14 protein-coding genes are annotated in these 13,211 nt (G+C 68.3%); 10 read left to right on the top strand and 4 right to left on the bottom strand.

The window, feature by feature from the left end; translation table 11 throughout:
• Nucleotides 1–218 precede the first annotated feature (218 nt).
• From NB3_RS01850 to NB3_RS01810, 8 genes are all read left to right on the top strand, one after another.
• Nucleotides 219–905, top strand: coding sequence for a response regulator transcription factor (locus NB3_RS01850; RefSeq protein WP_067795419.1), 687 nt, complete (start codon nucleotides 219–221; stop codon nucleotides 903–905).
• A gap of 10 nt (nucleotides 906–915) precedes the next feature.
• Nucleotides 916–2,370, top strand: coding sequence for a HAMP domain-containing sensor histidine kinase (locus tag NB3_RS01845; protein ID WP_067795416.1), 1,455 nt, complete (start codon nucleotides 916–918; stop codon nucleotides 2,368–2,370).
• A 248-nt stretch (nucleotides 2,371–2,618) separates the two neighbouring features.
• The gene (locus NB3_RS01840; protein ID WP_084485592.1) at nucleotides 2,619–4,007 is read left to right on the top strand and encodes a S1C family serine protease; all 1,389 of its coding nucleotides are present in this window, start codon (nucleotides 2,619–2,621) and stop codon (nucleotides 4,005–4,007) included.
• Between the two features lie 101 nt (nucleotides 4,008–4,108).
• Nucleotides 4,109–4,603, top strand: coding sequence for a MogA/MoaB family molybdenum cofactor biosynthesis protein (locus NB3_RS01835; RefSeq protein WP_195044576.1), 495 nt, complete (start codon nucleotides 4,109–4,111; stop codon nucleotides 4,601–4,603).
• Between the two features lie 695 nt (nucleotides 4,604–5,298).
• Nucleotides 5,299–5,973, top strand: coding sequence for an MspA family porin (locus NB3_RS01825; RefSeq protein WP_067795411.1), 675 nt, complete (start codon nucleotides 5,299–5,301; stop codon nucleotides 5,971–5,973).
• Nucleotides 5,974–6,039: 66 nt separating this feature from the next.
• Nucleotides 6,040–6,711 (top strand): MspA family porin, encoded by a 672-nt coding sequence (locus NB3_RS01820; RefSeq protein ID WP_067795408.1) that lies wholly within the window; start codon nucleotides 6,040–6,042, stop codon nucleotides 6,709–6,711.
• Between the two features lie 323 nt (nucleotides 6,712–7,034).
• Entirely contained in the window at nucleotides 7,035–7,709 is a 675-nt protein-coding gene (locus NB3_RS01815) for an MspA family porin (protein ID WP_067795857.1), read from the top strand.
• A gap of 66 nt (nucleotides 7,710–7,775) precedes the next feature.
• On the top strand, nucleotides 7,776–8,447 hold the full coding sequence (locus NB3_RS01810; RefSeq protein ID WP_067795404.1) for an MspA family porin: 672 nt from the start codon (nucleotides 7,776–7,778) through the stop codon (nucleotides 8,445–8,447).
• A 74-nt stretch (nucleotides 8,448–8,521) separates the two neighbouring features.
• Here the strand turns inward: NB3_RS01810 and mscL are convergent, their stop codons facing one another.
• From mscL to NB3_RS01795, 4 genes are all read right to left on the bottom strand, one after another.
• Entirely contained in the window at nucleotides 8,522–8,926 is a 405-nt protein-coding gene (gene mscL, locus NB3_RS01805) for a large conductance mechanosensitive channel protein MscL (protein ID WP_067795403.1), read from the bottom strand.
• Between the two features lie 117 nt (nucleotides 8,927–9,043).
• The gene (locus tag NB3_RS01800) at nucleotides 9,044–9,709 is read right to left on the bottom strand and encodes an SAF domain-containing protein (RefSeq protein WP_067795401.1); all 666 of its coding nucleotides are present in this window, start codon (nucleotides 9,707–9,709) and stop codon (nucleotides 9,044–9,046) included.
• Nucleotides 9,710–9,796: 87 nt separating this feature from the next.
• Entirely contained in the window at nucleotides 9,797–10,099 is a 303-nt protein-coding gene (locus NB3_RS33865; RefSeq protein WP_084485589.1) for an FmdB family zinc ribbon protein, read from the bottom strand.
• A 69-nt stretch (nucleotides 10,100–10,168) separates the two neighbouring features.
• Entirely contained in the window at nucleotides 10,169–10,777 is a 609-nt protein-coding gene (locus tag NB3_RS01795; RefSeq protein WP_084485586.1) for a 5-formyltetrahydrofolate cyclo-ligase, read from the bottom strand.
• Between the two features lie 66 nt (nucleotides 10,778–10,843).
• Here NB3_RS01795 and NB3_RS01790 point away from each other — a divergent pair, with 66 nt between their 5' ends.
• Both NB3_RS01790 and glp read left to right on the top strand, forming a co-directional pair.
• Nucleotides 10,844–11,800, top strand: a complete 957-nt coding sequence (locus tag NB3_RS01790) for a UTP--glucose-1-phosphate uridylyltransferase (RefSeq protein WP_067795398.1) — start codon at nucleotides 10,844–10,846, stop codon at nucleotides 11,798–11,800.
• A gap of 148 nt (nucleotides 11,801–11,948) precedes the next feature.
• A complete protein-coding gene (gene glp, locus NB3_RS01785) occupies nucleotides 11,949–13,205 on the top strand; it encodes a molybdotransferase-like divisome protein Glp (RefSeq protein WP_067795396.1) in 1,257 nt (418 codons plus the stop codon).
• Nucleotides 13,206–13,211: the final 6 nt, after the last annotated feature.

Genomic DNA, 13,211 nt, shown 5'->3' with positions numbered 1-13,211 from the left:
GGGGGAGTCCGCCCACAAATTACCGAATATGGCTATAGAGAACATGATTCGCGGTGGAATGCGTAAGGGACGCGTCAACTTCCCGTCGGGGCCATGGAAGGCCCTGGTCATCCCCCGTTGACAGGGGCGACGCGCCGGGAAGTATCGCGGCCGCTCACCACGGCGTGTCGGGAGCGCCCTCTCAGTTACCTCTCAGTCGCTGCGGTCAAACTGGTGGCATGCGCATTCTGGTGGTCGATGACGATCGGGCGGTCCGGGAATCGCTGCGCCGGTCGCTCACCTTCAACGGCTACTCCGTCGATCTCGCGGTGGACGGTGTGGACGCGCTGGAGAAGGCAACCGTCCAGCGACCCGATGCCCTCGTCCTCGACGTGATGATGCCCCGGCTCGACGGGCTCGAGGTCTGCCGCCGTCTCCGGAGCACGGGCGACGATTTGCCGATTCTGGTTCTCACCGCACGGGATTCGGTATCCGAGCGGGTCGCCGGGCTCGATGCCGGGGCGGACGACTATTTGCCGAAGCCGTTCGCGCTGGAGGAACTGCTGGCCAGGCTGCGCGCGCTGTTGCGGCGCACGGCCGCGGGACCTGGGGACGCCTCGGAGGCGATGAAGTTCGCCGACCTGTCGCTGGATCCGGTGACCCGCGAGGTGTCCCGGGGCGCCAGGCCGATCAGTCTCACCCGCACCGAGTTCTCACTGCTGGAAATGCTGATGGCGAACCCGCGCCGCGTCCTCACCCGTAGCCGCATTCTGGAGGAGGTCTGGGGCTACGATTTCCCGACCTCGGGAAACGCGCTCGAGGTCTACATCGGTTATCTGCGCCGCAAAACCGAGGCCGAGGGCGAGCCGCGGCTGATCCACACGGTGCGCGGCGTCGGCTATGTGCTGCGCGAAACGCCGCCGTAGGCCCGCGGTCATGGCACGAACACCACCCAAACGTCCCGCCGTCGCCGCGCTCGGCCAGCGTCAGCCCGAGTCCGTGGACATGCGGCCGCCCATGCCGCTGACCCGCTCGGTCTCGTTGCGCTGGCGGGTGACGCTGCTGGCCGCCTCCGTGGTGGCCATCGCGGTCGCGGTCACATCGATCGCGGCCTACGCGCTGGTGGCGCGCGCGTTGTACGCCGATGTGGACGCTCAGTTGCGCAGCCGGTCCACGGCCGTGATCGCCAGCAACCCCTACGGCTTCAACAACCTCAACCTGATGGTCGCCGCGGCCTTCTACGACGACACCGGCATCGCGCTGATCTACCCCGATCTGCGGCGCTGGCTGCCGCCGCAGTCCACCGATCCGCCGGTGGGTCCGCAGGAGCTGTCCGTCGCGCGCGGGGAGCGCAGTTCGTCGCTGCGTACCGACGGCGATCAGCGCGTGCTCGCCGTCTACACCAACTCCGGTGCGACGCTGGTGATCTCGCAGCGGCTGGATCGCACCAGGGAGGTGCTCGACCGGCTGGCCTGGCTGCTGTTCGTCGTCGGCGGCTGCGGGGTCGTGCTGGCCGCCGCGGCGGGCACGGCGGTCGGCCGCACCGGTCTGCGGCCCATCGCGCGGCTGACGGCGGCCACCGAACGGATCGCCCGCACCGACGACCTGACCCCGATCCCGGTGACCGGGGACGACGAACTGGCAAGGCTCACAGAGAGTTTCAACACGATGCTGCGCGCGCTCGCGGAGTCGCGCGATCGGCAGCGCAGGCTCGTCGCCGATGCCGGGCACGAGCTGCGCACGCCGCTGACGTCGTTGCGGACCAACATGGAGCTGCTCATCGCGTCGAGCCGTCCCGGCGCTCCGCGCATCCCGGACGAGGACATGGCCGGTCTGCGCGCCGACGTGATGGCGCAGATCGAGGAGCTGTCCACGCTGGTGGGGGACCTCGTCGACCTCGCGCGGGAGGACGCGCCGGAAACGGTGTACGAACGCGTGGATCTGGGCGAGGTCGTCGAACGCGCGCTGGAGCGGGCCCGCCGCCGTCGCACCGGCATCGAATTCGTCGCCGACCTGCGCCCGTGGTTCGTCTACGGGCACGAGGCGGGTTTGGAGCGTGCGGTGCTGAACGTGCTCGACAACGCGGCCAAGTGGAGCCCGGCGGGCGCGCAGGTGCGCATCCTGATGCGGGAGAGCGGCCCAGGGCTGCTCGAGCTGTCCATCGACGACGCCGGTCCCGGTATCCCGGCGGCGGAGCGCGAGCTGGTGTTCGAACGTTTCTACCGGGTCATGTCGTCGCGGTCGATGCCGGGCTCCGGTCTCGGCCTGGCGATCGTCAAACAGGTGGTGACGAAACACGGCGGCACCATCGCCATCGATACCTCGCAGCGCGGGGGCGCCGTGGTTCGCATCGTGTTGCCCGGCGAGCCGGGCGCGCCCGTGCCGGATTGACGCAATAGCGGGCGGCGGAACTCCATTTCCGGCACAATCTCGAGTTTCGTACGGAATATTCGCCGTCGGTGGGGTATTTCGGACAACGCTCCGATTGGTTTGCGGCAGAATTTGAGACATCAAGTTGCCGGTGATTCTTTCGCGCACCGGTTGCTTCGACAGCTCTCGGAAAACTGAAAGCACGGTCTCAGTCCGCTCTCAGTCCCCGCGGCCAACCTGGACGAGACGTGAGCAGAAACGAGGAGTCCATGACCGAGGATTCGAAGGATCGCCGGGAGCCGGGCGCGCCGGACGCGGGCGCGTTCGGGCCGGGGCAGGCGCATGCGCCCGGTTACGGTCCGCAGGAAGCGCGGCAGCACACCGCGCAGTTCCCGCCGCAGCACCATCCGGCCGCGCCGTTCCCCGGGTATCCGGCGTCCTTCGGTCCACCGAACGACGCCACGCGGCCGCACGGCCTCACGCAGCCGCACGGCCCCGGCTACGGCGCCGAGCCCGCACCGGCCCGGCGTCCGTTCCGCGCGGGCCTCGCCGTCGGCGCCGTCGCGCTCGCGCTGGTCAGCGGTGGCGTCGGCGGCGCGGTCGGCGCGCTGGTCACGCACGGCGACGACGGTCGCGCCCCGGTGACCAACGCGCTGGACGCGCCGAAGCCGAACGTGAGCAACGCGGTGAACGCTCCGGCCGGCTCCACGCAGGCGGTCGCGCAGAAGGTGCTGCCCAGCGTCGTGATGATCAAGGTGGCCAGCAGCAAGGCCGAGGGCGAGGGCTCCGGGGTGATCCTGTCCTCCGACGGCCTGATCCTGACCAACAACCACGTGGCCGCGGGCGGCGGGCCGAGCGCCAAGATGGAGGTCGTGTTCTCCGACGGCAGCAGCGCGCCCGCCACGCTGGTCGGCGCCGATCCGGTCTCCGACCTGGCCGTCATCAAGGTCTCGGGCAAGACCGGCCTCACTCCCATCGAGCTGGGTAGCTCGGGCAATCTGCAGGTCGGTCAGCCGGTCGTCGCGATCGGCTCGCCGCTCGGCCTCGCGGGCACGGTCACCACGGGCATCGTGTCGGCGCTGAACCGCCCCGTCGTGACCACCGGCGACGGGAGCGAGGCCGCCGCGGTCAGCCCGGTGATCGACGCGATCCAGACCGATGCCGCGATCAACCCGGGCAACTCCGGCGGCGCGCTGGTGGACGGCAGCGGCAAGCTGATCGGCATCAACACCGCCATCGCGACGCTCGGCCCCACCGAGATGGCGGGCGGCCAGACCGGGTCCATCGGGCTCGGCTTCGCCATCCCCGTCGATCAGGCGCGCCGGGTGGCCGACGAACTGATCAAGACCGGCAAGGCCACCTACGCGCAGGTCGGCATCACGGTGTCCCGGCAACAGGACCCGACGCAGCAGGTGTCCGGCGCCAAGGTCCGCGACGTCACGCCGGACGGCCCCGCCGCCCGCGCGGGCATCCCGCCGGGGGCGGTGGTGACGAAGCTCGACGACCGCCCGATCGATTCCGGCAACGCGCTCGTCGCCGCGGTCCGCTCGCACCAGCCGGGAGACAAGGTGAAAGTCACCTACACCGATGATCAGGGCAACAATGCCAAGACCGTCGAGGTGACCCTTTCCGGCGCGCCCGCGGACGGCGGCCGGTGATGCGCGCGATGCCCGGCGGACGTGGTCGGATGATCGATGTCGACGCCGACGTTCTCGGCGCGGCTGCCGAGTTGCTGGACGTAGGCGCTACGGTGAGCACCATGGAAATCGATGCTCCTGTGGCGGGGCGTGCCCTGGTGGTGGTCGTGGACGATCGGACTGCGCATGGAGGTGTTGACTCGCTCGGCCCGCTGGTCACCGAGCTGCTCACCGAAGCGGGTTTCCTCGTGGACGCGTCGGTGTCCGTGCAGGCCGACGAGGTGGAGATCCGCAACGCGCTCAATACGGCGGTGATCGGCGGCGTCGATCTGGTGATCTCCGTCGGCGGCACGGGCATGTCCCCGCGCGACGTCACGCCGGAGGCCACCTCGCAGGTGCTCGACCGTGAGCTGCCAGGGATCAGCGAAGCCCTTCGTTCCTCCGGCCGGGTCGCGGGCTCGCTGGACGCCGGGCTCTCCCGTGGTGTGGCCGGCGTGTCCGGTAGCACGCTGGTGGTCAACCTGCCCGGCACCCGCTCCGCTATCCGCGATGGCATGGCGACGCTCGGCCCACTGGCCAGCCGGGTGATCGGCGAACTCTCCGGATTGGTCGAGTAATCACCGCGCCCACGCCCTCTGAAGACCCTCGCCCGGCTGCTCGCCGGGCGAGGGATGCCGCGCGCTTGGCGAAGATCTTCGGCGACGCGCTGCCCGACACCACCGCCGACGAGCGCGACGAGCGCGACGACGCCAGGTCCGCCGACGACTGGCTGCGCGGTCAGGTTCCCCCGCATCACGGCTGAGTCCGTTATCTACGTAGTAGCTACGTAATCATTTCTTCTGGCTTCATAACCCGCCAGTGATCATTTTCGCCCCGCAGTGATCCGCACGTGATCCGTACGGTCGTGGCCCGTATCCGTGCCATGGCCCTTCTGTGCCGGTATCCCGCCGCCCCGCCTCCGCGTGGTTGTAGCGAACCAGTATTTATGCACGTCAAGCCATATTCGGATGTGCGCAACTGTGATGCGGGTCACCTTGAACTTTACGAAACTTTTCGTTGCGGGCGTCGTTATCGAACGTCTAATCTCCCATCGAGCCACTCACGATGGGACCCGCGGTTCGTGGGTGCCGGCACGCAGGAAACCCGCTCGGCGGAACCCGGCTCGGTTCCGTTGCCCGCTTTGTCCGTTGCGCCGAAATAACAACCGGTTACACATCGGCAACAAACGGGCGACACACTGAGCTGGGCCTGAGAGGACCACTGTCCAGCCTCGACGGTCGAGGTTGACTGTTTGAACCTGATGAGGGGAAGTATGAGCGAGAACCGCACCAAAGGTCTGCGCCGCGGTGCCCGCGTCGCGGGCGTCGGCGCTGCCGCGGCTGTTGCCATGGGCCTGCTTTCGACCGGTGCCGCCAATGCCGATACCTTCGTGCCGTTGCCGGACGGCCAGAAGGTAGGGCCGGGCGTGACGATCACCCGGAACGGAGAGCGGGCCTTGATTTCGCCGTCGCTGGCTGCCAACGGCGCAGGGCGCGTGGTCTGGGTGTCGGGCAACGCGGTTGCCGATGTCACCGAGACGCCGGAAGGCACCGTCGGCCCCAACAACGGCCCCGCGGGCAACCCCGGAACCAACAACTCCTCGACGCACGGCGCGTCGCAGTTGAGCACCGGTTACATCGTCGGTTGCCAGGTCAGCATCGCCGATGACGCGATTTCCGCGGGTGTGTCGGGGAGTGTGAATCTCAGCGGCGCGAGCGCGGGTGGTTCGATCGGTATCAACCTGGGCCCGGGTGAAGTCAAGTTCGTTCAGATCGATTACAAAGACATCCTCAAGCCCGGGGTGTACTCCGTCGAGTACCAGGATGCCGAGATCCAGGTTCAGGGCTGCGCGGGTTACGCGCAGGCGCGTTCGTACACGGTTGTCGAGATCATCGGTGATCACTACTCGAAGACCAGCCTCTACGGGATGCCGTTCAGCATCGGCTGACGTCCGTCGAAACCAAACGAACCATCCTCCCGCTGAAGCGGACTCAACCCTCGAGGGATATCAACCATGATCAACCGTAAGAACCTGGCGCGGATGGCCGGTGTCGGCGCCGCTGCCACCATCGCCATGGGCCTGTTCTCCACCGGTGCGGCCAACGCCGACACCTTCGTCCCGCTGCCGGGCGGGGAACTCACCAAGACGCTGTCCGATGGCACCGTTGTCACCATTCGCTTGGTCGGCGAGTCGGCCAACATCAACCCCTCCATGGGCGCTACGCCCTTGCACCGCAACGCGTGGGTGTCCGGTAGCGCGCAGGTCGAGCTCTCCGGCGCGGCCGGGGGCAAGATTTTCCCGGGTTACACCGTCGGCTGCCAGGTGAACATCGCCGGTGGCGGTGCGACTGGTGGTGTGGACGGCAATGTCGACTGGAGCGACGGCCAGAACGTTACCGGTGGCGTGGGCGCGAACTCCGGCGGCAATCTGTCGTTGGGCCCCGGCCAGGCGAAGTCGTTCTATGTGCTGGATCTGGAGCAGGCCGACGACTACGGCAACGAGACCCACAAGACTCGTAATGCCTTCCGGGGCACCAGCGGTTCGGTGACGTGGTCGGATGAGACCATCGGCCTGAACGGCTGCGCGGGTTATGCCCAGGCGCGCGCCTTCGTGAGTGTCGAGGTGGAGACCGACAATGTCATCACCTGGGTGACGTTGTGGGGACAGCCATTCAGCCTCGGCTGAATGAACGGCGGGTGAAAAGCCTGTAGACACTGATGAAATGGATCCTCCGCATCGCGGTGGGTCCATTTCGTCATGAATTCATTTGTGCCGCAGAGGGCTGTGTGATCTTAGTCGGATCAGTTGCTTACCGAGACGAATTGCCCGAATTTCCGGAAAAGTCTGGTTGATACCGAATAGCATTGTTTCGTCCGAGATCGCTCGATGACGCGATGGTCGGCGGAACGTCTGGTGGACAACCCATTCCACCGCGCGCCGTCGGCTTTGGAGGGACACGTCCGCCTCGACACCCTGGGGCGGGCGGATGCAACCTGATGAGGAAAAACATGAGCAAGTACCGCATCAACGGTCTGTCTCGAGGCGTCCGCGTCGCGGGCGCCGCCGCTGTGGCGGCCGTAGCCACCGGTCTGTTGTCGACCGGCGCTGCCGATGCCGATGTCTTCGTGCCGTTGCCGGACGGTCACAGGGCAGGCCCCGGGGTGAATATCTCCCGCACGGGGGAACGCGCCCTGATCTCCCCATCCCTTGCCGCGAACGGTGCCGGCCGTGTCGTGTGGGTTTCGGGGAACGCCATCGCCGATGTCGCCGTCACTCCCGAGGGAACGGTCGGGCCGAACAACGGTCCCTCCGGGAATCCGGGAACGAATAATTCGTCCACCCACGGTGCCTCGCAGTTGAGCACCGGTTACATCGTCGGTTGCCAGGTCAGCATCGCCGACGACGCGATTTCCGCTGGTGTGTCGGGCAGTGTGAACCTAGAGGGCGCCAGCGCCGGTGGTTCGATCGGCATCAATCTCGGGCCCGGCGAGGTCAAGTTCGTTCAGATCGATTACAAGGACATTCTGAAGCCGGGTGTGTACTCGGTGGAGTATCAGGATGCCGAGATTCAGATCCAGGGCTGCGCGGGTTACGCGCAGGCGCGTTCGTACACGGTTGTCGAGATCATCGGCGATCACTACTCGAAGACCAGCCTCTACGGCATGCCGTTCAGCATCGGCTGACGTCGGTCGGATCAGTCAAATCTCTTTTCGCTGAAGCGAACTCGATTCATTAGGGGAATTACCGTCATGTTCGATCGTAAAATGCCTGCGCGCGCGGCCGGGCTGTGCGCGTCCGCGGCCATCGCGGTAGGTCTGCTCTCGACGGGTGCGGCGAACGCCGACACCTTCGTCCCGCTGCCGGGCGGGGAACTCACCAAGACGCTGTCCGATGGCACCGTCGTGACCATTCGTCTGGTCGGCGAGTCGGCCAATATCAGTCCGTCCATGGGCGCTACACCGCTGCATCGCAACGCGTGGGTCTCCGGTAGCGCGCAGGTCGAGCTCTCCGGCGCGGCCGGGGGCAAGATCTTCCCGGGTTACACCGTCGGCTGCCAGGTGAACATCGCCGGTGGCGGTGCCACCGGCGGTGTTGACGGCAATGTCGACTGGAGCGACGGCCAGAACGTCACCGGTGGCGTTGGCGCCAACTCCGGCGGCAACCTCTCGCTCGGCCCCGGCCAGGCGAAGTCGTTCTACGTGCTCGATCTGGAGCAGGCCGACGATTTCGGCAACGAGACGCACAAGACTCGCAATGCCTTCAAGGGCACCAGCGGTTCGGTGACGTGGGCCGACGAGACCATCGGTCTCAACGGTTGCGCGGGTTATGCCCAGGCGCGGGCCTTCGTCAGTGTCGAGGTGGAAACCGACAATGTCATCACGTGGGTGACGTTGTGGGGACAGCCTTTCAGCCTCGGCTGAGCGCCGCATCCACACGCGACCACGCGAACGGGCCCGTCACCGACGGGCCCGTTTCGCGCGCGCCACGGTGCGATTCAGAATTCGTGCCGCCCGCCGGAGCTGGTCCGGCCCTCGGCGAGCAGATCGCGGATCTGGATCAGCACCTCCGAATCGGTGAGCGTGGTGTCGTCGGGCCGGAAGCGCTTCTTCAAGCGCGCGGCGGGCAGCACGAGCACGAAGAACAGCACCGTGGCGATGATCAGGAAATTGATCACGGCCGTGATGATGGGACCGACCTGAACGAAGGTCGCCGGTTTGTCGGCGACCAACCGGAAACCCAGGCCGATGTCGCCCGGACCGCCGATGACGGCGAGCAGCGGAGTGATGATGCCGTTGGAGATCGCGGTGATGATCGCGACGAACGCCGTGCCGATGACCACGGCGACCGCGAGGTCGATCACGTTCCCGCGGAAGAGAAAATCTCTGAACTCTTTGAGCATGGCCGGTGTCTCCTCTTTTTCGTGGAGCAGGGCAGTCGTGCTCGGCGATACCCGCGCGCCGGTAGGCCCGATGGTAATGAGCCACCGGCGGATATTCGGCGAAGCATGATCGGCGGGTCAGTGGAAGACGACGGTGAGCGCGGTGCGCAGCGACGCGCCCGCCACGGCGGTGGCGTGCTCGGCGTCCATCGCGACCAAGACCACTCTTTCCGTGGCTGTCCGGCCGGTTCCCGCGCCGGAGACGAGGACGACCGCGGCGTCGGTGGCGAGGGTGCGGGCCGGCCGGGTGCCCGCGCCGCCCATGTCTTCGGCGCCGATCACGTCGACGCGATCGCCGGGGCGCAGGATGTCGGCGACCGCGGTGTCGGCGAGGCGGACCGGCACGATACGCGCCTCGCGGGCGCCGGCCGCCGCCGCGGCCAGCCGCGGGCCGACGACGCGCAGGTCGGTGAACACCTCGCCGCGGCGCATCGCGCCGGCCAGCGTCGCACCGACGAGCGCGGCGGGGTCGGTGACGGCGCCGGCGGGTAGCGTGCCCGCTGCGCGCGGGGCGGCGTGCAGGTCACCCGCCTCGAGGAGTCGTCCAGGCGCGAGATCACGTGCCGCGACGAGCACCGGCGTGCGTTCGGCGCCGGGATCGCCACGAAGGAAGAGGAACGCCGCGAGGGCGGTGAGAGCGGCGGCGAGCAGTCGTCGGAGGAGGACGGCGTCGGCCCAGGTCGGGCGCTGCCACCCGGCGGGATTCCAGCCGCCGCGGCCGAGATCGGCGAGTGCGCGAGTCATGGCCGCAGCCTATGGCCGGACTCGCGCTCGCCCGGCCCCGATCACGGTGGGTTGTGGATCGGTGACCGGCTGTGGAGAACCGTCGAATCAGCTGGCTACGGCCGTGCTGGTGGACGCGGTCGACCCGCTCGACGAGCCGGAGTCGGACGTGGAGGACGACGACGAACTCGAGCCGCTGTCGGACTTGGCCGGCTCGCTGGCGGTGGAGGAGCCACCGCGGCTGTCGGTGCGGTAGAAACCGCTGCCCTTGAACACGATGCCGACCGAGTTGAACAGCTTGCGCAGCTTCCCCGAGCACTCCGAGCACACGGTCAGCGCTTCGTCGGTGAACGACTGAACGATGTCGAAGCGGTTGTCACACTGGGTGCACGCATACGAGTAAGTAGGCACAGGATCCTCCGCGGTGTTCGTCGATCTGGCACTCTACAGCCGACAGTGCCAACACCGCCAATCGGTGTTTCATTCCCCAGGGTAATCGTCGCCCAGTCGGCGCAGTCCGCCGCGCGGCGTGAGGGCCCAGCCCATGCGCAGGTCGTGCGGTTCCTCCGGCAGCCGGTCGACCAGTTCATCGTCCCGGACCACCGCCACCAAGCGCGCATCCGGCCGCGCGGCGGGCAACGTGCGGTCGTAGTAACCGGCGCCGCGGCCGAGCCGCACACCGCGCAGATCGACCGCGAGAGCCGGGACGAGGATCAGGTCGGCGCGGGTGATCGTCGCCGGGGGCAGCACCGCGCCGGTGGGTTCCAGCAATCCGTAGCGGGCCCGGCGCGTGGCGTCGGCGCCGGTGTACTCGGCCCAGCTCAGCGGTCCCGGCGGCCCCGTGACCGGAACGAGCACCCGCGCGCCACCGCCGCGCAGTGCGTCCAGCATCGCGGTGGAGCCCGGTTCACCCGCCACCGGCACATACGCGCAGACCCAGCCGCGAACTCCCATCGCGCTGACCGTCGTGGCCAGGGCGAAGGCCTCCTTTTCGCGCTCAGTGGCAGGCATCACAGCTCGGCGGGCGAGTAGTTCCGTGCGCCATGCATGTTTATCGCGCTCGCCGGGCATGTTCACAGTGATCACCATAGGCTCACCCCGGGACCGGGTCGGCGACGCCGATCCGGCGGCGTGATGGATGGATAGGGTATGCGTATGACAGCAAAGGCCGGACAGCCCGGTGACGCCGCGGAGGTCTCGTGCTTCCGCACGGCCGTGGTGCCCGCGGCCGGGCTCGGAACGCGGTTCCTGCCCGCGACCAAGACGGTGCCCAAGGAACTTCTTCCCGTGGTGGACACGCCCGGCATCGAGCTGGTCGCCGCCGAGGCGGCGGGCTCCGGCGCCGAGCGGCTGGTGATCGTCACCTCACCCGGCAAGGACGGCGTGGTCGCGCACTTCGTCGAGGACCTGGTGCTGGAGAGCACGCTGGAGGAGCGCGGCAAGTTCAAGCTGCTGGAGAAGGTGCGCAAGGCGCCGGGGCTGCTCGATGTCACCTCGGTGGTGCAGGAGGAGCCGCTGGGGCTCGGTCACGCCGTGGCCCAGGCCGAGCAGGCGCTCGACGACGACGAGGACGTCATCGCCGTCCTGCTTCCCGACGACCTCGTGCTGCCCCGCGGCGTGCTCGACGTGATGTGCCGGGTGCGCCGCAAGCGCGGCGGAACCGTGCTGTGCGCCATCGACGTCCCCAAGGACGAGGTCAGCGCGTACGGCGTGTTCGACGTCGCGCCGGTGCCCGACGCGGTGAACCCGAATGTCCTGCGGGTCAAGGGGATGGTGGAGAAGCCCGCGCTCGCCGACGCGCCGTCGACGTTCGCCGCCGCGGGCCGGTACCTGCTCGATCGCGCGATCTTCGACGCGCTGCGCCGCATCGAGCCCGGCGCGGGCGGCGAATTGCAACTCACCGACGCCATCGCGCTGCTGATCGCCGAAGGCCATCCGGTTCATGTGGTGGTGCACCGTGGGTCGCGCCACGATTTGGGCAACCCGGGCGGTTATCTTCGTGCTGCGGTCGATTTCGCACTGGAACGAGAGGAATACGGCCCCGCTCTGCGGGAGTGGTTGCAGCACCGACTGAGCCCGGACTGGGATCCGCAGCTGACCACCGGCGACTGACGGACCCGGCCGGGGTTTCGCCGGGAGTGGACCGTCGGGTACGAATGATGGTTCACCGCGGTGCGCGCGAATGCGCTTGCGCCGCGGCGGGATCGCGCGCCCGTGCGGGCGAGTCGGATGGAGTGCGGAGAGGATCAGGAAGGGCTGGATGCGCTCGGTTGAGGATCAGCAGATCAAGGTGACCGCCGCGGCGGTCGCGCCCCGGCCGGTCCGGGTCGCGATCTCCGAGGCCCAGGGCCTGCTGTGCGCCGAGGATGTCGTGACCGAACGGCCGCTGCCCGGCTTCGACCAGGCCGCCATCGACGGCTACGCCGTGCGCAGCGTCGATGTGGCCTCCGCCGGGGCCGACATCAGGGACGAACAAGGCGAACTCGTCGACCTGACCCTTCCTGTGGTCGGCGAGGTGGTGGCCGGTTCCCGGCAGCCGATTCGCTTGCAACCACGCCAGACCGTCCGGGTCGACACCGGCGCGCCGATGCCGACGCTCGCCGACGCGGTGCTCCCGCTGGATTTCACCGACGGCGGGCGGGCCAGGATCAAGGTGTACGAGCCGGTGCGCTCCGGCGACTACGTGCGGCGGATCGGTGACGACGTGCAGCCGGGCGATGTGGCGGTGCGCGCGGGGACCATCATCGGCCCCGCGCAGGTCGGCCTGCTCGCCGCGGTGGGTCAGGACAAAGTGCTGGTGCATCCGCGTCCTCGGCTGTCGGTGCTGTCCGTGGGCGGCGAGCTGATCGACATCGATCGCACCCCCGGCCCCGGCCAGGTCTACGACGTGAACTCCTACGCGCTCGCCGCGGCCGCGCGTGACGCGGGCGCGGACGTCAACCGCGTGGGCATCGTCAGTTCCGATCCGCGCATGCTGCGCGACGTGGTCGAGGGGCAGTTGGTGCGGTCGGAGGTGGTCGTCATCGCGGGCGCGGTCGGCGGCTGGGCCTCCGAGCAGGTCCGGGAGGCGCTGGAAGGGCTCGGTGAACTCGAGATCACCCGCGTCGCCATGCATCCGGGTTCGGTGCAGGGTTTCGGGCGGCTCGGCCGCGACGAGGTGCCGACCTTCCTGCTGCCGTCGAACCCGGTGGGCGCGCTGGTGGTGTTCGAGGTGATGGTGCGGCCTCTGATCCGGATCGCTTTGGGGCGAAGGCATCCCATGCGCCGGATCATCAGCGCGCGGACCATCACGCCGATCAGTTCCATGGAGGGGCGCAAGGGCTACCTGCGCGCGCAGCTCATGCGGGACGAAGCCACGGGGGAGTATCTCGTGCAGCCGCTCGGCAACGGCAATTCGTCCTCGCACCTGCTCGCCACGCTCGCCGAGGCCAACAGTTTGATCGTGATCGACCCGGACGACACCGACATCCGCACCGGTGACGAAGTCCAGGTCGCCTTCCTCGCACAGCGCGGCTGAGACGTG

It is taken from the genome of Nocardia beijingensis NBRC 16342 (assembly GCF_001612785.1).
GTDB classification, from domain to species: Bacteria; Actinomycetota; Actinomycetes; order Mycobacteriales; family Mycobacteriaceae; genus Nocardia; species Nocardia beijingensis.
The sequence above is the reverse complement of the archived record's forward strand: the minus strand, read 5'-3'. Positions and strand labels throughout refer to the sequence as shown.